This window comes from Sphaerisporangium cinnabarinum, from assembly GCF_055567015.1.
The window spans coordinates 137,611-158,377 of sequence record NZ_JBVHRG010000006.1 but is presented as its reverse complement, the minus strand read 5'-3'; the positions used below and the strand labels follow the sequence as shown (position 1 = coordinate 158,377).

The 20,767-nt window shown below is 74.3% G+C and carries 26 protein-coding genes; all 26 read left to right on the top strand.

Translation table 11 applies throughout. The features are described from left to right. Positions 1-622: flagellin (locus ACZ4MO_RS10745; protein WP_354052693.1), on the top strand; the 622-nt coding region annotated here is incomplete at its 5' end. Positions 623-733: 111 nt separating this feature from the next. After that, positions 734-2,110 carry a flagellar filament capping protein FliD gene (gene fliD, locus ACZ4MO_RS10740; protein WP_186810327.1) on the top strand — a complete coding sequence of 459 codons (1,377 nt, stop codon included), beginning with the start codon at positions 734-736 and terminating at the stop codon, positions 2,108-2,110. A gap of 26 nt (positions 2,111-2,136) precedes the next feature. Then, the gene (gene fliS / locus ACZ4MO_RS10735; RefSeq protein ID WP_074808613.1) at positions 2,137-2,559 is read left to right on the top strand and encodes a flagellar export chaperone FliS; all 423 of its coding nucleotides are present in this window, start codon (positions 2,137-2,139) and stop codon (positions 2,557-2,559) included. Between the two features lie 4 nt (positions 2,560-2,563). Then, the gene (locus ACZ4MO_RS10730; RefSeq protein ID WP_108049154.1) at positions 2,564-2,866 is read left to right on the top strand and encodes a hypothetical protein; all 303 of its coding nucleotides are present in this window, start codon (positions 2,564-2,566) and stop codon (positions 2,864-2,866) included. 228 nt (positions 2,867-3,094) lie between these two features. Further along, positions 3,095-3,439, top strand: coding sequence for a flagellar basal body rod protein FlgB (locus ACZ4MO_RS10725; RefSeq protein WP_074808619.1), 345 nt, complete (start codon positions 3,095-3,097; stop codon positions 3,437-3,439). Between the two features lies 1 nt (position 3,440). Then, positions 3,441-3,833 carry a flagellar basal body rod C-terminal domain-containing protein gene (locus ACZ4MO_RS10720; protein WP_175007688.1) on the top strand — a complete coding sequence of 131 codons (393 nt, stop codon included), beginning with the start codon at positions 3,441-3,443 and terminating at the stop codon, positions 3,831-3,833. Between the two features lie 5 nt (positions 3,834-3,838). After that, complete coding sequence (gene fliE, locus ACZ4MO_RS10715) at positions 3,839-4,168, top strand: flagellar hook-basal body complex protein FliE (protein ID WP_175007689.1); 330 nt, start codon at positions 3,839-3,841, stop codon at positions 4,166-4,168. A gap of 2 nt (positions 4,169-4,170) precedes the next feature. Next, positions 4,171-5,799 carry a flagellar basal-body MS-ring/collar protein FliF gene (fliF, locus tag ACZ4MO_RS10710; protein WP_175007690.1) on the top strand — a complete coding sequence of 543 codons (1,629 nt, stop codon included), beginning with the start codon at positions 4,171-4,173 and terminating at the stop codon, positions 5,797-5,799. After that, positions 5,796-6,917, top strand: a complete 1,122-nt coding sequence (gene fliG, locus ACZ4MO_RS10705) for a flagellar motor switch protein FliG (RefSeq protein ID WP_255436967.1) — start codon at positions 5,796-5,798, stop codon at positions 6,915-6,917. Before fliF ends, fliG begins: the two co-directional genes overlap by 4 nt. After that, positions 6,907-7,545: a FliH/SctL family protein gene (locus tag ACZ4MO_RS10700; protein WP_175007691.1), complete on the top strand. Its 639-nt coding sequence runs from the start codon at positions 6,907-6,909 to the stop codon at positions 7,543-7,545. The genes fliG and ACZ4MO_RS10700 overlap by 11 nt, the downstream gene beginning before the upstream one ends. Next, positions 7,542-8,924 carry a FliI/YscN family ATPase gene (locus ACZ4MO_RS10695; RefSeq protein ID WP_499278836.1) on the top strand — a complete coding sequence of 461 codons (1,383 nt, stop codon included), beginning with the start codon at positions 7,542-7,544 and terminating at the stop codon, positions 8,922-8,924. The genes ACZ4MO_RS10700 and ACZ4MO_RS10695 overlap by 4 nt, the downstream gene beginning before the upstream one ends. Beyond that, positions 8,924-9,358, top strand: a complete 435-nt coding sequence (locus ACZ4MO_RS10690; protein WP_175007693.1) for a flagellar FliJ family protein — start codon at positions 8,924-8,926, stop codon at positions 9,356-9,358. The genes ACZ4MO_RS10695 and ACZ4MO_RS10690 overlap by 1 nt, the downstream gene beginning before the upstream one ends. A 2-nt stretch (positions 9,359-9,360) precedes the next feature. Further along, complete coding sequence (locus ACZ4MO_RS10685) at positions 9,361-10,080, top strand: NlpC/P60 family protein (RefSeq protein ID WP_175007799.1); 720 nt, start codon at positions 9,361-9,363, stop codon at positions 10,078-10,080. Positions 10,081-10,091: 11 nt separating this feature from the next. Then, positions 10,092-11,594, top strand: coding sequence for a flagellar hook-length control protein FliK (locus ACZ4MO_RS10680; protein ID WP_175007694.1), 1,503 nt, complete (start codon positions 10,092-10,094; stop codon positions 11,592-11,594). A gap of 13 nt (positions 11,595-11,607) precedes the next feature. Then, positions 11,608-12,096 carry a flagellar hook capping FlgD N-terminal domain-containing protein gene (locus ACZ4MO_RS10675; RefSeq protein WP_074808642.1) on the top strand — a complete coding sequence of 163 codons (489 nt, stop codon included), beginning with the start codon at positions 11,608-11,610 and terminating at the stop codon, positions 12,094-12,096. 15 nt (positions 12,097-12,111) lie between these two features. Beyond that, positions 12,112-13,293 carry a flagellar hook protein FlgE gene (locus tag ACZ4MO_RS10670; RefSeq protein ID WP_108049143.1) on the top strand — a complete coding sequence of 394 codons (1,182 nt, stop codon included), beginning with the start codon at positions 12,112-12,114 and terminating at the stop codon, positions 13,291-13,293. A 157-nt stretch (positions 13,294-13,450) separates the two neighbouring features. After that, complete coding sequence (locus tag ACZ4MO_RS10665) at positions 13,451-13,762, top strand: flagellar FlbD family protein (protein WP_074808648.1); 312 nt, start codon at positions 13,451-13,453, stop codon at positions 13,760-13,762. 3 nt (positions 13,763-13,765) lie between these two features. Continuing rightward, a complete protein-coding gene (locus tag ACZ4MO_RS10660; protein ID WP_074808651.1) occupies positions 13,766-14,539 on the top strand; it encodes a motility protein A in 774 nt (257 codons plus the stop codon). After that, entirely contained in the window at positions 14,539-15,435 is an 897-nt protein-coding gene (locus tag ACZ4MO_RS10655) for a flagellar motor protein MotB (protein WP_175007695.1), read from the top strand. Before ACZ4MO_RS10660 ends, ACZ4MO_RS10655 begins: the two co-directional genes overlap by 1 nt. A 66-nt stretch (positions 15,436-15,501) precedes the next feature. Continuing rightward, on the top strand, positions 15,502-16,401 hold the full coding sequence (locus ACZ4MO_RS10650) for a flagellar motor switch protein FliM (RefSeq protein ID WP_499278829.1): 900 nt from the start codon (positions 15,502-15,504) through the stop codon (positions 16,399-16,401). A 3-nt stretch (positions 16,402-16,404) separates the two neighbouring features. Further along, the gene (gene fliN / locus ACZ4MO_RS10645) at positions 16,405-17,109 is read left to right on the top strand and encodes a flagellar motor switch protein FliN (protein WP_175007697.1); all 705 of its coding nucleotides are present in this window, start codon (positions 16,405-16,407) and stop codon (positions 17,107-17,109) included. Between the two features lie 5 nt (positions 17,110-17,114). After that, the gene (locus ACZ4MO_RS10640; RefSeq protein WP_175007698.1) at positions 17,115-17,735 is read left to right on the top strand and encodes a flagellar biosynthetic protein FliO; all 621 of its coding nucleotides are present in this window, start codon (positions 17,115-17,117) and stop codon (positions 17,733-17,735) included. Continuing rightward, complete coding sequence (gene fliP / locus ACZ4MO_RS10635; protein ID WP_074808666.1) at positions 17,732-18,574, top strand: flagellar type III secretion system pore protein FliP; 843 nt, start codon at positions 17,732-17,734, stop codon at positions 18,572-18,574. The genes ACZ4MO_RS10640 and fliP overlap by 4 nt, the downstream gene beginning before the upstream one ends. Before the next feature lie 2 nt (positions 18,575-18,576). Then, positions 18,577-18,852 carry a flagellar biosynthesis protein FliQ gene (gene fliQ, locus ACZ4MO_RS10630; protein ID WP_021482560.1) on the top strand — a complete coding sequence of 92 codons (276 nt, stop codon included), beginning with the start codon at positions 18,577-18,579 and terminating at the stop codon, positions 18,850-18,852. A 6-nt stretch (positions 18,853-18,858) separates the two neighbouring features. Then, entirely contained in the window at positions 18,859-19,611 is a 753-nt protein-coding gene (locus ACZ4MO_RS10625) for a flagellar biosynthetic protein FliR (RefSeq protein WP_074808668.1), read from the top strand. Further along, entirely contained in the window at positions 19,611-20,744 is a 1,134-nt protein-coding gene (locus ACZ4MO_RS10620; protein WP_175007699.1) for an EscU/YscU/HrcU family type III secretion system export apparatus switch protein, read from the top strand. Before ACZ4MO_RS10625 ends, ACZ4MO_RS10620 begins: the two co-directional genes overlap by 1 nt. The last annotated feature ends 23 nt before the right edge of the window (positions 20,745-20,767 follow it).

Below are 20,767 nucleotides of genomic sequence, written 5' to 3'. Positions count from 1 at the left end.
GGAAGGTGCGCTCGGCGAGGCGCAGTCGATCCTGCAGCGCATGCGTGACCTGTCGGTGCAGGCCGTGAACGACACGAACAACGCCGACGCGCGCACCGCCATCAAGTCGGAGCTCGACGAGCTCGCGGACGAGCTCGACCGGATCGTCGACTCGACGAACTTCAACGGGATCGACCTGCTCAAGTCGACCGCGACGGACCTCACGGTCCAGGTCGGCGCCGAGGGCACCGGCGACGGCAACACCATCACGATCGACCTCACCACCAACGACCTCCAGACGGTCATCGAGGCCGGCGTGTACAACACCGCGGGCGGCAGCTCCCTCACGGTGAACACGGCGGCGAACGCGCAGGCCGCGATCGAGACGATCGACACCGCGCTCAAGGCCGTGTCGACGGCGCGTTCGGGCCTGGGTGCGACGCAGAACCGCCTGGAGTACGCGATCTCCAACATCAACGTCGCCACGGAGAACCTCACCTCCGCGGAGTCGCGCATCCGCGACGTCGACATGGCCAAGGAGATGATGAACTACTCGCGCACCAACATCCTGTCCCAGGCCGGCACCGCGATGCTCGCCCAGGCGAACCAGGCCAGCTCCGGGGTGCTCCAGCTCCTCGGCTGACCCTGACGACCACCCGGCGGGCGGCCTGGACCGCCCTCCGCGCCGTCCGCCGGGTCCTCTTCCTCCCTCGTCCCCAGCAAGCCTCACGTCCCGCACCCGGAGGTGATCCGCGTGGGCATCTCCTTCACCGGGCTGTCGAGCGGTCTCAACACCGCAGACCTCGTCAAGCAGCTCATCGCCGTCGAGTCGATCCCGCAGCAGCAGCTCCAGGCCAAGGCCAAGACCGAGCGCTCCGAGATCAGCGCGCTCCAGGACCTCAACACGCGCGTCGCCGCGCTCGCGAAGCTCGCCAAGGAGCTCACCGCCGGCGACGCGCTCGCGCTCTTCACCGCGAAGGGGTCGTCCGACGCGGTGTCGGTCGCCGCCCGCGCGGGCGCCGCCCCGGGGAGCGTCGACGTCGTCGTCGACGCCGTCGCCACGGCGCAGAAGTCGGTCACCGCGACCCTCGCGACGGCTCCCACCACGCGCTTCACCCTCACCGACGCGGCGGGTGAGCGCACCGAGCTGACCGCGGCCTCCACGTCGCTCGACGACGTCGTCACGGCGATCAACCGTGCCGACGCGGGCGTCACCGCGGTCAAGGTCGCCGCGGGCACCGACGCCGCGACGGGGGAGAAGCTCTACCGCCTCCAGCTCACGGGCACGGCGACCGGTGCGTCGGGCGCCTTCTCGTTCCACGCCGGGACCGCCGCCGAGGTGGACGCCGGCACCGCGACGAACCTGCTCGCGGCTCCCGGCGCGGCCACCGTCACGGCGGCCGCCGACTCCGTGGTGCGCCTCTGGGCCGGCACGGCCGCCGAGCAGACCGTCACCTCGGCGTCGACCACGTTCACCGACCTCCTGCCCGGCGTCGACGTCACCGTCTCGAAGGCGTCCGCCGACCCCGTGACCGTCACCGTCGGCGAGGACCCCGAGGCGCGCGCGAACAAGGTCCGGAGCCTCGTCGACGCCGTGAGCGCGATCCTCGCGCGCATCGGGACGCAGACCAAGGTGACCATCGGGTCCGACGGCTCGACCTCCGGCGCGACGCTCGCCGGCGAGTCCATCGTGCGCAACGCCCGCCAGTCGCTGCTCGGCGCCGTCACGGACCCGGTGGACGGGGCGTCGCTGTCGTCGATCGGCATCGAGATCACGCGCTACGGCGAGGTCACCTTCGACGCCGAGAAGCTCTCGGAGGCCCTCGCCGCCGACCCCGACCGGACGATGAGCACGTTCACGCAGGTCGCGACGCGGGTCCAGAAGACCGCCGACATGCTGTCCGACAAGTACGACGGCCTCCTGACGACGTCCGTGAAGAACCGCGAGACCCAGGTCACCCGCCTGGACGACCAGATCGCCCGGTGGGACCAGCGGCTCGAGCAGCGCTTCAAGCGCCTCACCGCGCAGTACACCGTCATGGAGGTCCAGCTCGCCAAGCTCGACTCGCAGCAGCAGTGGCTGACGGGCCAGCTCGCGACCCTCATGCCCTCCTCGTCCTCGAAGCGCTGAGCCGCACCTCCCGCGAAGGAACCGCCGTGACCCACCTCGCCCGGAGCGCCTACGGGCGCGACGCCATCCTCACCGCGTCCCCCGCGCGCCTGCTGACCCTGCTCTACGACCGGCTCGTCCTCGACCTGCGCCGGGCCGAGGCCGCGCAGGGCGAGGAGCGGTGGACCGCCGCGTCCGAGCAGCTCCTGCACGCTCAGGCGATCGTGGCCGAGCTCATGGGCTCGCTCGACACGACGGTCTGGGACGGCGCCGACGACCTCATGGCTCTCTACGTCTACGTGCACGAGGCGCTGGTCGCCGCGAACGTCCACCGCGACATCGGGCGCACGCACGAGGTCCTCGAGATCGTCGTGCCGCTCCAGGAGACGTGGCGTCAGGCCGCCGAGGTGCTGCCCGCCGGGCACGGGAGCGCCGCGGCGCACGGCGGCGGAGCGACCGGTGTCGCCTGACCGCGTGGGCGCGCTCACGGCCTGGACCCGTGCCCTCGACGAGCTCGACGCGATGGCGTCGGTCGCCGGCGAGCACGCCGGTGAGACGGCCGTCGCCCACCTGGCCGCGTGGACGCCTCCGACCGGGCTGGGGCGGCTCCCGGCCGAGCTCGTGGACCGCGCGCTCGAGGTCCTGGTCCGGCAGGCCGACGTGGTGGACCGCCTGCACGCCGCCCTCGTGGCGAACCGGCGGCACTCCCGTGCCCTGACGTGCGTGCCGCGCGCGCACGACTCGACCGCTGCGGCGTACCTCGACGTGAGCGCCTGACCCTCGCGACACCCCGGCCCGGCGGCGCTCCCGGGCACGTGCGGCTCACGCGACGCGACCCTGCATAGGGGTCGGGTGAGCACACGACCACTTGCGCAGCACGCGTCCTCGCGGCGCGGGCACGACGCGCGGCGGCCCCACGGTCGTCGGCAGCTCAGGGTGAGCACGGACCGCTCCCCCCGCAGGCCATCGGACGGCCGACACCGACGACGTGGGGACCTCGCGACCATGTTCGACTCCGTCACCTCCGTAGCGCTCCAGAGCGCGCTGAACGGGCTGTCCGCCCGCCAGGGCGCCATCGCCGAGAACGTCGCCAACATCAACACCCCGGGCTACACCGCGAAGCGGGTGCAGTTCGAGGAGGCGCTGGCGGCCTCCGTCGCCGACGGCGACGCGCGGCGCACCGCCTTCACCGTCGACCGGTCCGTCGAGCCGACCCGGCTCGACGGCTCGAACGTCAACCTCGACACCGAGACCGTCTCGAACGTCGACACCGTCCTGCGCTACCAGTTCGCGACCCAGGCCGTCGGCGGCGAGGCCGCCGCCCTGCGCGCGGCGATGCGGACGGCCTGACATGACCTTCGACGCTCTCGGCATCGCCGGCACGGGTCTCTCGCTGCACCGCAAGTGGCTCGACGCGGTCTCCGACAACCTCGCCAACGTCAACACCGTCACGTCGACCGACGACGCGGCGTTCCGGGCCCGCTACGTCCTCGCCACCGAGGGCGGCGAGAAGAACCCGGGCGCGTACGTCGCGGGCGCGGCGTGGGGGAGCGCGGAGGGGCGGCTCACGTACGAGCCGGACCACCCGCTCGCGGACGAGGACGGCTACGTGCGCTACCCGGACATCGACATGTCCGAGCAGATGGGGAGCCTCATCCTCGCCCAGCGCGGCTACCAGGCGAACGCCGCCGTGATCGACCGCGCGAAGACGGCCTACGAAGCAGCACTGCAGATCGGGAAGTGATCCTCATGCCCATCCCCTCCGTCGAGGCCACGACCGGCACCGGGTACCTCTCCGGTGTCGAGAGCCTCTCCACCCTCGCCCCCGCCGGGGCCGGGTCGACCGGCGCCGCGGGCGCGAGCGCCTTCGCCGAGGTGCTCGGCGGCGCGGTCGACGGCACGCAGCAGCTCCAGGGTGCCGCGAACGAGCTGACGATCGCCGCCGTGACGGGTGAGCTCGAGAACGTCCACGAGGCGACGATCGCCTCCACCCGTGCCCAGACGACCCTCGAGCTCGTCGCCGCCGTGCGCAACAAGGCGGTCGACGCGTTCAACGAGATCATGAGGATGCAGGCCTGACGATGCCCGAGAAGATCAGGTCGACGTTCGGCCGCGCGTTCGGCGCCGTCCGCGACTTCACCATCGCCCAGCGCACGCTCGCGCTGCTCGCCCTCGCGATCCTCGTGGTCGCGATCGTCGCGCTCGTGTCGTGGGCGTCACGCCCCTCCTACACGCCCCTGTTCTCCGGCATGTCGAGCGCGGACGCCGCCGCGATCGTCGACCAGCTCCGCTCGCAGGGCGTGCCCTACGAGCTGACCGACGGCGGCGGCACGGTGCTCGTGCCCGAGGAGAAGGTCTACGAGCAGCGCCTCGCGGCCGCCACGGCCGGCCTGCCCGCCGACGAGTCGACGGGCGGCTACTCGCTGCTCGACGAGATGGGGGTCACGTCGAGCGAGTTCCAGCAGGACGTGACGTACAAGCGCGCGCTCGAGGGCGAGCTCGCGCGGACCCTCTCCGCGATGGACGGCGTCGAGACCGCGACCGTCCAGCTCGCGATCCCCGAGGAGACGGTCTTCGCGGCGGAGCAGGGCACCCCGACCGCGTCGGTCTTCGTCGCTCCCGCCCGGGGCCAGAAGCTCACGACCGAGCAGGTCGAGGCGATGGTCCACCTCGTCTCGGCGTCGATCGACGGCATGGCCCCGACCGACGTCGCGGTCGTCGACGCGCAGGGAGAGGTGCTGTCCGAGGTCGGCGTCGGCGCACGGTCGTCGGGCGAGCAGGCCGGGCAGTACGAGGAGAAGGTGTCCGGGCAGGTGCAGGCGATGCTCGACCGCGTCGTGGGTGCCGGGAACTCGACCGTCGCGGTGACCGCGCAGATGGACGTCGCGAGCTCCGAGCGTCTCGAGGAGACGTTCCGCACGCCGGAGGGCGGGCCCGTCCTCAACGAGTCCACCACGACCGAGGAGTACACCGGCGCGGGCGGTGGCGTCGCCGGGGTGCTGGGGCCGGACAACATCGCCGTCCCGGGCGGCGCCGGAGCGGACAGCAGCTACACGTCCGAGGACGCCACGCGCAACAACGCGATCGACAAGGTCACCGAGACCACGACGACGCCCGCCGGCGCGCTGACCCGGCAGGCCGTGTCGGTCGCGCTCGACGCCGAGGTGGCCCGGGGCATGGACACGGCCGCGATCACCGCGATGGTCTCCGCCGCCGCCGGCATCGACGCCGAGCGCGGTGACACCGTCGAGGTCGCGGTGCTGCCGTTCGACACGGGCGCCGCCGAGTCGGCCCAGGCCGCGCTCGCCGCAGCGGAGGAGGCGGCCGCCGCCGAGAGCCGGGCCCAGATGCTGCGCACCGCGGCGGTCGTCGCGGGGGTGCTCATCGCCCTGGTGATCGTGCTCGTGGCCGTGCGGCGCGCCCGTCGTCGCCGCGAGCGGCGCGAGACGGTCGACCTGGACGACCTCCGGATGACGACCCTGCACGAGCTCGACCGCGACGACGACCGCCCGGCGCTCCCGTCCGGCGGCGGTCAGGGCGAGCTCGAGCTCGTGCCGGAGCGCCCGGAGATCCAGCCGCCGACCCCGCGGTTCACGAGCCTCGACCAGCGTCGGGCCGAGATCGACGCGCTCGCGGCGACCGACCCCGACAAGACCGCCGAGTACCTGCGGGTGCTGCTCGCCGAGGACCGGGCGGGGGCGCAGCGATGAGCGTCACGACGGCACCGCCCGAGACGGCGCCCGCGGGCACCGGCGCCGCCGGCCTGGCGGCCGCCCTCGACCCCGCCGCCGCGGCGCTCGCGACCGAGTCCGCGCGGAAGGTCGCCGCGATGAGCGGGGTGCAGAAGGTCGCCCTGGTGCTCATGCAGCTGAGCCAGGAGCGGGCGGCGACGGTCCTGTCGCTGCTCTCCGAGGACGAGGCCTCCGAGGTCGCCGCGGAGATCATGCGCACCCAGGTGGTGGACGAGGACCTGGCCGTCGCGGCCCTCGACGAGTTCTACGACATGGCGCTGTCCGGCACCCCGCGCCCGCGCGGGGGCAAGGACTTCGCCGTCGGGCTGCTCGAGGCGTCGATGGGCGCCGACCGGGCGGCCGACGTCGTCGAGCGCCTCGTCGCGAGCATGCAGGGCAAGGCCTTCGAGTACCTCGACGGGACCGAGCCGGGGCAGATCGTGTCCCTGCTCGACGGCGAGCACCCGCAGACCGTCGCGCTCGTCCTCGCGCACCTCAGCTCGGGCGTCGCGTCCGCGGTGCTCGCCAAGCTGGCCGACGACTACCGCACCGACGTCGCGCAGGCGCTCGCGACCATGGGCACCGCGTCCCCCGACGCCGTGAAGCTCGTGTCGGAGCAGTTCCGCACCCGCATGGGCGCGAGCATCACCCCGCGCCAGCCGGTCGAGATCCTCGGCGGCGTCCAGCCGCTCGTCGACATCATCAACCGCTCCGACGGCGCCACCGAGAAGGCGGTCCTCGAAGGGCTCGAGGCCCGGGACCCGCAGCTCGCCGAGGAGGTGCGCTCGCGCATGCTGACGTTCGAGGACATCGCCTCGTTCGAGGCACGCGACGTGCAGATCATCCTGCGGGGCGTCGAGATGTCGGTGCTCGCGCTCGCCATGAAGGGCACGACCGCCAAGGTCGTCGAGACGATCACGAAGAACATCTCCGAGCGCAACCGGGCGCTGCTGGAGGAGGAGGTCGCGGGCCTGGGCGGGGTGCGCATCAGCCAGGTCGAGGAGGCGCGCGCGGAGATCGTCCGCGTCGTCCGCAACCTCGAGGCCGACGAGAAGATCACCATCCACCGCACGGACGGGGACGAGCTTGTCTACTGACGCGTACTTCGTGCCGCAGGCCGTGCCGGTCCTGCGCAGCGACCGGGTCGCGGAGGTCGAGGCGGCGGCGTCGGCCCGCGGGTACGCCGCCGGCTACGCGGCCGGGGCCCGCGCGGCCCGGGAGGAGGCGGAGCGACTGCGCGCCGCGCTCGAGGCGGACCACGCGCGCCGCACCGCCGAGCGCGACGAGCGCACCGCGCGCGCGGTCGCCGTCCTGCGCGAGGCGGCCCGGGCCCTCGGCGAGCGGACGGTCCCCGTCGTCGCCGCGGCGCAGGACGCCACGGTCCGGGGCGCGCTCGACCTCGCGGAGTCGGTCCTCGGGTACGAGCTCACCGACCGGCCGGGGGCCGCCCGCGCGGCCCTCGCGCGCGCGACGGCGGTCGCCGACGGCGCGGTCGTCGCCGTCCGGCTGCACCCCGACGACGTGAGCCTGCTGACCGAGGCCGGGGCCGGCGACGTCCGCCTCGTGGCGGACGCGTCGCTCGACCGCGGCGACGCCGTCGCGGACCTCGAGCACGGCTTCCTCGACGCGCGCGTCCGGGCCGCCGTCGACCGCGCCCGAGCCGAGCTCGCGCTGCTGGACGTCGGGCCCGAGGCGGGCCACGGCGCGTCCGGAGGGCCGTCGTGAGCGCCCCCGTCGGCTCGGCCGCGCCGGGCACCCGGGCGGGGGTCGACGCGTCGCCGTCGCTCCACCGCCCTCCGGCGCTCGACGCCCTCCTCGGCGTGGCCCGCCCCGAGCGGGTCGGCGTCGTGACGTCGGCCGTCGGCCTGAGCCTCGAGGTCGCGGGACTGAGCTGCGGCATCGGTGACCTCGTCCACGTCGGCGACGGGCCGCACCGGCTCGACGCGGAGGTCGTCGCCACCGCCGAGGGGAGGGCCCGCTGCATGCCGCTCGGCCGGCTGTCCGGGGTCCGCGCGGGCGACCCGGTGCGCACGCGCGGCACCGGTGTCCTCGTGCCGACCGGGCGCGGGCTGTTCGGCCGCGTGGTCGACGCGCTGGGCCGGCCCGTGGACGGGCGGGGCCCGCTCGCGCGCGGGCCCCGCGTGCCCGTGGACGCGGACGCGCCCGCCGCGATGGAGCGGGCCCGCATCGACACGCCGCTCCAGACCGGGGTGCGGGTCCTCGACACGCTCACGACGCTCGGCCGAGGGCAGCGCATCGGGCTGTTCGCCGGCTCGGGCGTCGGCAAGTCCTCGCTGCTGTCGATGGTCGCTCGCGGGACCGACGCCGAGGTGTCGGTCATCGCGCTCGTCGGCGAGCGCGGGCGCGAGGTGCGCGAGTTCCTCGAGGACGACCTGGGCCCCGAGGGGCTGGCCCGGTCGGTCGTCGTCGTCGCGACCTCCGACGAGCCCGCGATGATGCGCAAGCGCGCGGCGTTCACGGCGACGCGGATCGCCGAGTCGTTCCGGGAGGCCGGGTCGCACGTCGTGCTCATGATGGACTCCCTCACGCGCGTGTCCATGGCCCAGCGCGAGATCGGGCTGTCCGTGGGGGAGCCCCCCGCGACGCGCGGCTACCCGCCGTCGACGTTCTCCCTCATGGGGAACCTGCTCGAGCGGGCGGGCACCGCGGCGACGGGCTCCGTCACCGGGATCTACACCGTCCTGGTCGACGGCGACGACCACAACGAGCCGATCGCCGACCAGGCGCGCTCGATCCTCGACGGGCACGTGGTGCTCGACCGGTCCATCGCCGTGTCGGGCCACTACCCGGCGGTCGACGCGCTCGCGTCGGTCTCGCGCGTCGCGTCGCGCGTGACGACGCCCGAGCAGAGGTCCGTCGCCCTGACGCTGCGCCGCGTCCTCGCGGCGCGCCGCAAGGCGCAGGACATCCTCGACATCGGGGCGTACAAGAAGGGCACCGACCCCCTCGTCGACGCGAGCCTCGAGCACCAGGGGGCGATCGACGCCTTCCTGCAGCAGGTCATGACGGACAGGACGCCGGCCGAGGAGTCGTGGGCTCGCCTCACGCGGCTCACCCAGGTGCTGGCCGGAGCGGAGGACTGATGGCGGGGAAGTTCCGGCTCGCGGGCGTGCTGCGCCTGCGTCGCCTCGAGGAGGACGGCGCCAAGGCGGCGCTCGCGGGAGCGCACGCGGACCTCGCGCGCACCGTGGAGGAGGCGGGCGGTCTCGCCGCCTACCTCGACGCGTCGCCCGAGCGCCCGACGACCAGCGCGGCGCTGTCCGGGCTCGCGGCCTCGCGCGCCGCGGCGAGCGCGCTGTTCTCCGTGCTCGAGTCCGAGGAGCGCGTGCGCGCGCACGCCGTGGACGAGGCGCGCGCCGATCTCGCGCGCGCCCGAGCCGCGTCGCTGGGCCTCGAGAAGCTCCAGGAGCGGCACGACGCCGAGACGGCCCGGGCGGAGGGGCGTGCCGACCAGGCTGCGCTCGACGAGATCGCCTCGACCGCGCTGCGCACGACGCGAGGGACGACGACGCCGTGAGCATGCCCCAGGCCCTCGCCCGCGTGGGCGAGATCCGCACCGAGATCGCCTCGCTGCGGGAACCCGCGACCGCGCCCGACCGGTCCGCGGCGTCGTCGACGAGCGCGACCGACTTCGCGTCCGCGCTCTCGGCGCTGTCCGGGCTCGTGACGCCGTCGGGCGCGACGGGCACGGGCGGGTCGGACGTCGTCGGACGCCTGCTCGGCGCGTTGTCCGGCCCGGCGGGCGCCGACGTGCTCGCGCGCAGCGCGCTCTTCGGGTCGGGAGCGGCGACGAGCGCCTCCACCGGGCTCGCGGCCGCCGTCGTGCCCGCGGCTCCCGCGGTTCCTGCGGCCCCCGCCGACCCCGCGACCGCGCCGGGCGGCGACGCGGGACGGGCGGTCGTCGAGACGGCCCGCCAGTACCTCGGCGTGCCGTACGTGTGGGGCGGCGAGAGCCTCGGCGAGGGCGGGCTCGACTGCTCGGGCCTCGTCCAGCTCGTGTACTCCGCGCACGGCGTCGACCTGCCGCGCGTCGCGCGCGACCAGATGCGCCAGGGGACCGAGGTCGGCTCGCTCGCCGAGGCGCGCCCCGGGGACCTCGTGGTGCAGCGCGGCGGCAAGCACATCGGCATCTACATGGGCGACGGGCAGATGATCCACGCGCCCAAGCCCGGCCGCACCGTCGAGGTCACGGACGTCACCGACGCCTCCGTGACCACCATCCGCCGCGTGATCGGCTGAGGAGGACCACGATGACCCTGACCACGACGGCCCTGGTCGCGGCTCCCGCGCCGGCCGCGCCGACGCGTCCCCGGGCCGCGTCCGGAGCGTCGGCCGACGCGTTCGGCCGTACCTTCGACGCGGCGCTCGGCGAAGCGGCCCGCGACCGGCAGGAGCCCGCCCGGGCGGACGCTCCCGGGGGCAGCCCAGCGGACCGGGCGTCCGACGACGGCACCCCCATCGCCGGGACCTCGACCGCCGGGACGTCGGCCGCCGAGAGCCCGACCACCGGGACCTCGGGCGACGACGTCCCTGCGGAGGGCACCGCCGCCGGGGACGACGCACCCGCCGGGCAGCCCGTGCCACCGGGGCTCCCGGGCCTGGTACGTCCCGACGCGCCGCCCACCGGGCTCGACGTCGCGCTCACCGGCGTCGCTGCGGCGGACGGCGCGGCGCCTGCCGCAGCCCCGGATGCCGCGGTCGTCGAGGTCGGCGACACGCACGCCCCGACCCGTGGCGCGTCGACGGCCGACGCCGTGGCCGTCCCGGACGGGACCGCGTCCGCCCCGGTCACGACCGACCGACCGGGCGCGCCGGGCGCGGTCCCGGCGGCCGGTACGGGCGAGGTGGCGACGCCGACCGGTGCGCCGTGGTCGTCCGTCGCGACGGTGCCTGCGGACGTGCCGCGCCCGATGACGGTGCCCGTCGCGACATGGGCGAGCGGTGGCGACGGGGAGGCCGTCGGGACCGCCGGACCCCTGTCGACCGCCGGGCCGGGGGCAGGGCTCGCCACGAGCGCCGCGCCGGGTCACGTGCCGTGGGCCACCACGCCGGGTGCGCCCGTCGCTCCCGAGGGGACGGACCTCGTCGGCGCGCCCGCGCCGGGGGAGGCGGACGGCGTGGCGGCCCCGACCTCGACCGGCGTGGAGGGCGCAGCCCCGGCGCCGGACGCCGCACCCCGGGCCGTGGCGCAGGTCGTCGTCACCGCTCCCGTCCCGGCCCCGGCCGCACCGGTCGCCGTCGGCGCGCCCGGGGCCACCGCCCCGGCGACGGCCTCGCACCCGGCGCAGCCGCTGCACGCCCAGGTCGTCGGGCCCGTCGTCGCGCTCGCCGAGGCGGGCGACGGCGACCACGTGCTCACCCTCTCCGTGACGCCCGAGAACCTCGGGCCCGTGACGGTCCGCGCGCACGTCGCGGGCGGTGACCTGCGCATCGAGCTCTACGCGCCGCACGACACCGGCCGCGAGGCGCTGCGCGCGATCGTGGCCGACCTGCGGCGCGACCTCGCGGGCATCGCGGGCGGGGCGTCGTCGGTCACCGTCGCGGACGCGGGAGCACCGGGCGCGGCCGTGGACGGTCGGGACGGCCGCGGTGCCACCGCGGACGGCTCCGGCTCGCGCCGCGACCCGCAGGACCCCGGCGCGCACGACCGCGGACCGGCCCACCCGCACCGAGGGGCCACCGACCCCGACCCCGAGCCGACAGTCATCGGCAGGACGTACGGCGCCGCCCGGCGCCTCGACGTCCTCGTCTGAGGAGAGGAACCCCGTGCCCGTCGAACCCGTGAGCGCGCCGGTGCCGGCATCGATGTATGCCACGAAGAACACGCGCGCGCCCAAGCAGGAGTACGACAGCGAGCTCTTCCTCGAGCTGCTCGTGACCCAGCTGCGCAACCAGGACCCGTCCAGCTCCATGGACACCGGCGAGATCGTCTCGCAGACGACGTCGCTCGCCATGATGGAGGCGCTCACCCGGATGAGCGGTCTCGTCGAGGAGTCGTTCGCGCTCCAGATGCGCCAGTCGGCCGCCGACCTCCTGGGCAACCAGGTCTCCTACCTCGACGCCGACGGCGTCGAGCACACGGGCATCGCGACCGCGGTGTCGTACCACGACGCGGTACCCACCGTGACGATCGGCGGGGTGACGGTCGAGCTCGACCACGTCTCCGCCGTCACCTCCTCGGTCAGCACGGATGCCACCGGGACCCCGGCAGCCACGGACGGCGCCACCGACGACCACGGCAGCTCCGCCGCCTGACCCGAAAGGACTCTCGTGCTCCGCTCCCTCAACACCGGAATCTCCGGCCTGCGCGCCCACCAGAACATGCTGGACGTCACGGGCAACAACATCGCGAACGTCAACACGACGGGCTTCAAGGCGTCGCGCACCCAGTTCCAGGACACGCTCTCCCAGCTCGTCGCGGCGGGCGTCGCGCCGGACCAGCAGGTCGGCGGCGCGAACCCCGCGCAGATCGGCCTCGGCGTCACGACGGCGGCCATCACGACGCAGTTCACGCAGGGCGCCGCCCAGACGACGGGCGTCCCGACCGACCTCATGATCGACGGCGACGGGTTCTTCGTCGTCGAGCGGGGCGGCCAGGCGTACTACACGCGCAACGGCGGGTTCACGTTCGACGGCGCCGGCCGCCTCGTCAACGCGAGCGGCGACCTCGTCCAGGGCTGGACCGCCACCGACGGCGTGGTGAACACGAGCAGCCCGCTCGGGAACCTCACGATCCCCGTGGGGGACGTCATCCCGCCCCGCGCGACCACGGGCGTGACGTTCGGGGGCAACCTGCCCTCCGACGCCGCCGACGGCACGGAGCTCGTGCGCGACGTCGAGGTCTTCGACGCGGCGGGTCGGGCGAGCAAGCTCTCGCTCGTCTTCACGGCCGCCGCCGGCGGCTGGTCCGTGAGCGCCCGCGACGGCGCGACCGGCGCCACGCTCGCGGGCCCGCAGGCCCTCACGTTCACGGGGGGTGCCCTGACCGGTGGCGGGTCCCTCGCCGTCGGCGGGGTGACGGTCGGTCTCGACGCGCTCACCTCGTACGCGGGGCTGTCGAACGTCGCCGTGGCGAGCAAGGACGGCGGGGCGGCCGGGTCGCTCACGTCGTACTCGATCTCCGGCGACGGCTCGATCGTCGGCCGCTACTCGAACGGCCGGACCGAGGTCCTCGGTCAGGTCGCCCTCGCGACGTTCACCAACGCCGGCGGGCTCGAGAAGGCGGGCGACTCGCTCTTCTCCGCGACGCAGTACTCGGGCGAGCTGCTCGTCGGTGCCGCCGGCGACCCGGGCCTCGGCTCGATCACGGCGGGCGCCCTCGAGATGTCGAACGTCGACCTCTCGCAGGAGTTCACCAACCTCATCGTGTCCCAGCGCGGGTTCCAGGCGAACTCGCGCGTGATCACGACGTCCGACGAGGTGCTCACCGAGCTCGTCAACCTCAAGCGCTGACCCGGGCGCGGGCGGTGCGGTGCCCCCGGGCCGACCGGGAGGCACCGCACCGGCACCGCCACCGGCACCGCGTCGCGCCGTCCCGCCTCGTGTCCCGCACCTCCGTCCCGATCCCGTCCGCACCTGACCCGGACCCGTCCCAGCCGAAGGGGGAACCGTGATCGTCCTCACGCGCTTCAGCTCCGAGCGCATCGCGATCAACGCGGACCTGGTGGCCCGCGTGGAGACCAACCCGGACACGCGCGTGACGCTCATCGACGGCTCGCGCTACATCGTCACCGAGCCCATGGAGGTCGTGATCCGCCTCGTCGAGGAGCACAAGGCGCGCGTGCTCGCGCTCGCGCGCTCCCTGCCCACCGCCGTCGAGCGCGCCCCGCTCGAGGTCGTCCGGTCCGCACCCGACGACGCCCCCGCCCCCGGCGACCGCCCGGTCGCCCTCGCCCCCCTGCCCGACCCGAGGACGAAGTAGGCCATGGACCCCGCAACCATCATCGGCATCCTCGTCGCGTTCGGCTCGCTCGTCGCGATGGTGTACCTCGAGGGGTCGCAGATCACGTCGATCCTGCTCCCGGCACCGATCATCCTCGTCTTCGGGGCGAGCATCTTCGCCGCCGTCGCGTCGGGGACGCTCAAGGACTCGGTCCGGGCCTTCAAGACGCTGCCGCGCGCGTTCACGGGCAAGGCGCCCCGTCCCGCCGAGGCCATCGAGGAGGTCGTCCGGGCCGCGGAGATCGTCCAGAACGAGGGCGGTCTGCTCGCCCTCGAGGCCGAGTCCCAGAAGACGGACGACCCGTTCCAGCGCAGCGCGCTGCAGTCGCTCGCCGACGGCTCGGACGCCGAGCAGCTGCGCACCCTCCTCGAGGAGCGGATCGAGACCAAGGCCCGCGAGGACGCCGTCGCGTACGACTTCTTCAACGCGATCGGCGGCTACGCCCCCACGATCGGCATCGTCGGCACCGTCGTCTCGCTGACCCACGTGCTGGAGAACCTGTCCGAGCCCGAGAAGCTCGGGCACATGATCGCCGCGGCGTTCATCGCGACCCTGTGGGGCATCCTCTCCGCCAACTTCATCTGGCTGCCCATCGGTGCCAAGCTCAAGCGCCTGTCGGACCTCGAGCTCGAGCGGCTCCACGTCCTCCTCGAGGGCTACATGTCGATCCAGGCGGGCTCGCGCGCGCGCGTCATCGACGAGCGGCTCAAGACGATGGTCCCCGAGTGGTCGTTGCCCGAGGACAAGGCCGCCTGATGGCGCGGCGACGCAGGGGCGGCCACGGCGGCGGGGGCGGTGGTGGCGGCGGGCACGACACGGGCGGCTCCGGCCGCTGGATGGTGTCGTACATGGACATGGTGACCGTCCTCATGTGCCTGTTCATCGTCCTGTTCGCCATCAGCTCGGTCGACCAGGGCAAGTACCAGGAGCTCAAGTCCTCGCTCGCGGAGGGCTTCGGCAACGTGGAGGACGCCGCGGTCGTCGAGGAGGTCGTCGAGAACCCGGCGGAGGAGCCGGTCGACGTCGAGACCGACCTCGAGCGCGCGCTCCAGGAGGTGTCGGACCTCGCGGCGCTGCGCGACACGATGGCGCGGGACCTCGCCGCGCAGGGGCGGTCCGACACGGTGCGGTTCGACATCGACGAGCGCGGGCTCACGGTCCGGCTCGTGTCCGCGGACACGTTCTTCTCGCCGGGGAGCGCGGAGCTCACGCAGGAGGCGCGCGGGGTGCTCGACGTCGTGGGGCCGACGCTCGCGCCGACCGCGCACGAGATCCGCATCGAGGGCAACGCCGACTACACCTCGACCGTGACGTCGGTCTTTCCGTCGAACTGGGAGCTCTCGGCGTCGCGCGCCACGGCCGTGCTGCGCCACCTCGTCGAGCAGGACGGCCTGGCCGAGCACCGGATCGCCGCGGTGGGCTTCGGCTCGGCGCGGCCCCTCGCCGAGGGCACGAGCCCCGAGGCGCTCGCGATGAACCGGCGCGTCGACATCATGGTGCTCTCCTCCGCGCCGGAGGCCGTGCGCGCGCTCATCCCGCAGGTGCTCGCGGGGCAGCTCACCGCGGCGGACGTCCCGGCCGCGGAGGCGGACGCGCGGGCTCTCGCGCGGGCCGGCGAGACGGCGGGAGAGGCGGCCGCTCCGAGGGAGTGAGGCGGTCCGTCGAGCCTGAGCGCCGTCGCGCAGGCTCGTGTCGTGCGTGCCCGCATAGGAGCGGTCGTGAGCACGACGACAACCGACCGGGTCCCGCAGCCCGCCCCGAGCCGCAAGGTCGAGGTCTACGACTTCCGCCGACCGACCACGCTCGTCCGCGAGCACCACCGCATCCTCGAGATGGCGTTCGAGAGCTTCGCGCGCCAGTGGGGAACGCAGCTCACGGCCCGCGTGCGGGTCGTCAGCCAGGTCGGCCTCGCCGCGGTCGCGATGCGCACCTACGACGACTACGTCGCCGAGCGGCCCGTGACGACGACGTTCGTCGTGTGCGAGCTCGACGGGATCGGCCCGCGCGCCGTCCTGCAGTTCCCGCACACGGACGCCCTCACGTGGATCGCCCACATGCTCGGCGCCGGACCGACCATCCCGGTGGTCGACCGCAAGTTCACCGACGTCGAGCGCACGCTCGTCACGTCGCTGCTCACCGAGACCCTGCGCGACCTGCGGCACTCGATGGGCCGTCTGCTCGAGAGCCCTCTGCGGATCTCGTCGATCCAGCACAACTCGCAGTTCGCCCAGGCCGCCCCCACCGCCGAGCTCATGATCGTCGCCGAGCTCGACCTCCGCGTCGGGGAGCGCGCGTGCCGGGCCACCCTCGCCGTGCCGTCGGTCGCGCTCCTCCCGCACCTCGGCGAGGCCAACCCGGCGGACGACCCCGCCGACGCGACCCGGCGCACGCGCCAGCACGTCGCCCGCTCCCTCGTCGACGTCACCGTCGAGCTGTCCGCCGCGACCATGACCCCGGCCGAGGTGCTGGACCTCGCGGTCGGCGACGTCGTGCGCGTCCCGCACACCCAGTCCCGCCCGCTCGACGTCATCGTCGACGGCCACGTCATGGCCCGCGGCGCCGTCGGCTCGTCCGGCTCCCGCCTCGCCTGCCGCATCGTCACCACCGAGGAGAACTGACCCATGAGCACCACCACCCCGGTCGAGCAGTCCGTCGTCGAGGCCGCGTCCGCCGCCGCCCACGCGCTCGTCGCGCTCGTCCCGACCAGCACCCCGCTGCGTGCGGCCCTGCGCGGCGGGGCGCCCGTCGGCCCGCAGGCCGCGCGGGCGGTCGTCGCGTCGTACGTGGGGGACTCCGGCTCCGACCTCGCGCTCGCCCTCATCGACCAGGACGCGCTCGCCGACGCCTCCCAGGAGGCGGCGCTCGACGTCACCGACGTCCTGCGTCCCGCGCTGGAGGCCGCGGGGGCGACCACCGGCGTCGGCGTGCTCGGGGAGGTGCGGGTCGCCGACGCGACCGCGCTCTTCGAGGACCCGGAGTCCGTCGTGTTCGAGCTCGCCACCGACGACGGCCCGACGGCGGGCTGGTTCGTCGTGCGGACGCGCCGCGCGCTGCAGGGTCTGCCCGACGAGGCCGTGACCGGCGCCCGGCTCGCGCGCATCTCCAACGTCGAGATGCGCCTCTCGGTGATCGTGGGCCGCACGCGCATGCCGGTGCGGGACGTGCTCAACCTCGAGCCGGGCGCCGTCGTCGAGCTCGACCGGTCCGCCGGGGCGCCGGCGGACGTGCAGCTCAACGGCCGCACGATCGCCAAGGGCGAGGTCGTCGTCGTCGACGGCGGCGACTACGGGGTGCGCATCACCAAGATCCTCGACGCGGACGACTGACCGGCATGGACGTCACCACCGTGCTGCGCGTCGCCTTCTCGCTGGCGGTCGTGCTCGGGCTCCTGTGGGTCTCGTACCGGGTCGCGAGCAAGACCTCGCGCTCCGCGCCGCGCGGACGCCACGAGCAGCTGACCGTGGTCGCCCGCCAGGGGCTGTCGCAGAAGAGCGCCGCGGTCCTGCTCGAGGCCGGGGGCCGCCGGTACCTGCTCGGCGTGACGGAGTCGTCCGTGACCGTCATCGACGGCCCGTCCCCGGTGCCGTCCGCCGCCCCGCCCGCGCCCGGCACCACCGCGGACGCGACTCCCGCCGTCGTCCCGACCACGGACGCGGCGCCCGCGGACGCCCCGACCTCGGCCGAGCCCTCGTTCGACGACGCCGTCACCGCGGCCCGCCTGTCGCTCGCGCAGCCGCCCGCGAACGGGGACGCCCCGGCGTGGGACGGCGAGCCCGGCTCCGTGCCCGCCCTCGCGCCCGCCACCGCGCCCCCGGACGTCCCGGGACCCCTGGCGGGGACCACCACGACCGTCGTCGTCCCGCACCCCGCGCCGACGAGCGCCCTGCGCACGTTCCTCGCGCCCGACACGTGGCGCAAGGCCGCGCGCGTCGTCCGAGGAGGTGCCCGGTGACACGCGCTCTCCCGTCGCGCCGCACGCTGCGCGTCGCGGTGCTCGTCGGGGCGGTCCTGCTCCTCGTGGCGGTCGCGACCGTCCTGCTCGCGCCCCACGCGGGCGCGGCGGTCGTCGACCCGACCGACCCGGCACCGCCCACCCAGCCGCTCGACCCGCAGGACGGGGGGTCGACGCTCTCGGTGGAGATCAACGGGCCGAACGGCGAGCCGTCGTCGTCCCTCGTCACGCTGGTCGGCATCACGCTGCTGTCGCTCGCGCCGACGCTGCTGCTCATGATGACGTCGTTCACCAAGATCTTCGTCGTCCTCGCCCTGACCCGGAACGCGCTGGGCACCGCCACGGTGCCGCCCAACATGGTCCTCGCCGGGCTCGCGCTGTTCCTCTCGCTGTTCGTCATGTGGCCGGTGTTCGGAGAGATCAACGACGCTGCGGTGCAGCCCTACCTCGACGGCACCACGACCTTCAGCCAGGCGCTCGACGCGGGCGCCGTGCCGCTGCGCGAGTTCATGCTCGCCCACACGCGCGAGGAGGACCTCGCGCTCATGACGCGCGCCGCCGACCTCGAGAACCCGGCGACCCCCGTCGACGTCCCCCTCACGACGCTCGTCCCCGCGTTCGTCATCTCGGAGCTCCGCGCCGCGTTCATCATCGGGTTCGTCGTCTTCGTGCCGTTCCTCGTCATCGACCTCGTCGTCGCCGCGGCCCTCATGAGCATGGGCATGATGATGCTGCCGCCGACGATGATCTCGCTGCCGTTCAAGCTGCTGCTCTTCGTCCTCGTCGACGGGTGGGGTCTCATCACGACGTCGCTCATCGGCTCGTACGGGATGGGTTGACCGTGGAGACCGCCGCCGTCCTCGACGTCGCCACGCAGGCGCTCGTCCTCGCCGCCAAGCTCGCGGCCCCCGTGCTCGTCACGTCGCTCGTCGTGGGGCTCGCCATCTCGATCGTGCAGTCCGTCACGCAGATCCAGGAGATCACGCTCTCGTTCGTCCCCAAGGCGCTCGCGGTCGCCGTCGCGCTCGTCGTGTGCGGCAACTGGATGATCGGCGAGATGGTGACGTTCACGCACGAGATGTTCGACCTCATCCCGTCGCTGCTGAACGGGGGCTGACGTCCCGTGGAGCTCGAGATCGACCTCGCCTGGCTCCAGGCGACGATGCTCGCGGGCGTGCGCATGGCCGCGTTCATGACCATCGCGCCGCCGTTCTCGCACCACGCCATCCCGCGCCAGGTGCGCGCCATCCTCGCCGTCTCGCTCGGGCTCGTCGTCTCGGGGCGCGCCGCCCCCGGGTACGAGGCGACCGGCACCGCGACGTTCCTCGGGCACCTCGTCGCCGAGGCGGTCACTGGGGCGATGCTCGGGACCCTCGTCATGGTCGTCTTCTCGGCGATCACCGCCGCGGGCGCCCACCTCGACCTGTTCGGAGGGTTCTCGCTCGGCATGGCGTACGACCCCCAGACCAACGTCAACGGGTCGCAGTTCACGCGCCTCTTCGCGCTCCTCGCGGTCGTGCTCATGTTCGCGTCCGACGCGTACCAGCTGGTCGTGCTCGGCCTCGCCCGCTCGTACGACGCCGTCCCGGTGGGTGGCCTGGCCGGCGTCCCCGCGGCGTCGTTCGTCGAGGCCCTCACCGGCTCGTTCGTGGCGGGGCTGCAGATCGCCGGGCCGATCGTCGTCGTGCTCTTCCTGGCCGACGCCGGGCTCGGCCTGGTCAACCGGGTCGCTCCCGCGCTCAACGCGTTCGCGATGGGCTTCCCGCTGAAGATCTTCCTCACGCTCGCGCTCGTCGGGACCGTGCTCGTCGCGCTGCCGCACGTCGTGTCGGTGCTCACGGCCGAGGCCGTCGAGCGCATGGGCGGGGTGGGCTGATGGCCGACTCCACCGAGGAGAAGACCGAGCAGGCCTCCGACCGGAAGATGAAGGAGGTCCGGTCCAAGGGCCAGCTCGGCAAGTCGCAGGACCTCACCGCCTGGGTCGGGGTCGGGATCGCCGGCGCGGTGATCCCGCTGACCGTGAGCGCCGCGGCGCGGGCCGCGACCGACCAGGTGCTGTCGCTGCGCACCGTGATCGAGAACCCCGAGCCCGCGGTCGCGCTCGAGCTCGCGCAGGACGCGCTCGGCACCGTGGTGCCGACCATGCTGCCGCTCCTCGGGGCGATCGCCGTCGCCGTGCTGCTCGCGTCGGTCGCGCAGGGCGGCCTGCACCTGAAGCGGCTGCGCCCGGGGGCCGACCAGTTCAACCCGATGAGCGGGCTCAAGCGGATGTTCGGCGCGCAGGCGCTGTGGAACGGCGCCAAGGCCCTGCTCAAGACGACGGTCGTCGGCGTCGTGCTCTACGCGGTCGTCCAGTCGCTCATGCCGGTCCTCCTGGCCGCGGGCGGTCTGCCGATCGCGTCGCTGCTCGAGGCGGCGGGCTCCGGCGTGCGCTCGCTCCTGGTCTGGGCGACGGCGGCGGGCCTCACCCTCGCGCTGTTCGACCTGCTGGTGGTGGCACGGCGCAACCGCAAGAAGACGCGCATGACCAAGAAGGAGCTCAAGGACGAGCACAAGAGCACCGACGGCGACCCGCTCGTGAAGTCGCAGCGCCGGTCGATGGCGCGCTCGATGACGCGCAACCGCATGATCGCCGCCGTGGCCGACGCGGACGTCGTCGTCGTCAACCCGACCCACGTCGCGGTCGCCCTGCGGTACGAGCCGGGCCGCTCCGCGCCGCGCGTCGTCGCGAAGGGGGCCGACCACGTCGCCGCCCGCATCCGCGAGAAGGCCGAGGAGTCGCGGGTGCCGATGGTGCGCGACGTCCCGCTCGCGCGCGCCCTGCACCGGGCGTGCGACGTCGGGCAGGAGGTCCCCGTCGAGCTCTACATGGCCGTCGCGCGGGTCCTCGCGTTCGTCATGGCGCTCACGCGTCGCGGCGCGGCGGCCTCGTCGGTCCCGCACCGCATGGCCCGCCCGGCGATCGCGCCGGGCGAGTGGCCCGCCGCGGACGACGCGCAGGCCGCATGACCCGCCCCGGCCCACCGGTCGGC

Excerpts from the sequence above, each read along its gene's own strand:
- ACZ4MO_RS10725 (WP_074808619.1), top strand. The coding sequence starts at position 3,095 with ATGTTCGACTCCGTCACCTCCGTAGCGCTCCAGAGCGCGCTGAACGGG.
- ACZ4MO_RS10720 (WP_175007688.1), top strand. The coding sequence starts at position 3,441 with ATGACCTTCGACGCTCTCGGCATCGCCGGCACGGGTCTCTCGCTGCAC.
- fliE (WP_175007689.1), top strand. The coding sequence starts at position 3,839 with ATGCCCATCCCCTCCGTCGAGGCCACGACCGGCACCGGGTACCTCTCC.
- fliF (WP_175007690.1), top strand. The coding sequence starts at position 4,171 with ATGCCCGAGAAGATCAGGTCGACGTTCGGCCGCGCGTTCGGCGCCGTC.
- fliG (WP_255436967.1), top strand. The coding sequence starts at position 5,796 with ATGAGCGTCACGACGGCACCGCCCGAGACGGCGCCCGCGGGCACCGGC.
- ACZ4MO_RS10690 (WP_175007693.1), top strand. The coding sequence starts at position 8,924 with ATGGCGGGGAAGTTCCGGCTCGCGGGCGTGCTGCGCCTGCGTCGCCTC.
- ACZ4MO_RS10685 (WP_175007799.1), top strand. The coding sequence starts at position 9,361 with ATGCCCCAGGCCCTCGCCCGCGTGGGCGAGATCCGCACCGAGATCGCC.
- ACZ4MO_RS10680 (WP_175007694.1), top strand. The coding sequence starts at position 10,092 with ATGACCCTGACCACGACGGCCCTGGTCGCGGCTCCCGCGCCGGCCGCG.
- ACZ4MO_RS10660 (WP_074808651.1), top strand. The coding sequence starts at position 13,766 with ATGGACCCCGCAACCATCATCGGCATCCTCGTCGCGTTCGGCTCGCTC.
- ACZ4MO_RS10655 (WP_175007695.1), top strand. The coding sequence starts at position 14,539 with ATGGCGCGGCGACGCAGGGGCGGCCACGGCGGCGGGGGCGGTGGTGGC.
- fliN (WP_175007697.1), top strand. The coding sequence starts at position 16,405 with ATGAGCACCACCACCCCGGTCGAGCAGTCCGTCGTCGAGGCCGCGTCC.
- ACZ4MO_RS10640 (WP_175007698.1), top strand. The coding sequence starts at position 17,115 with ATGGACGTCACCACCGTGCTGCGCGTCGCCTTCTCGCTGGCGGTCGTG.
- ACZ4MO_RS10620 (WP_175007699.1), top strand. The coding sequence starts at position 19,611 with ATGGCCGACTCCACCGAGGAGAAGACCGAGCAGGCCTCCGACCGGAAG.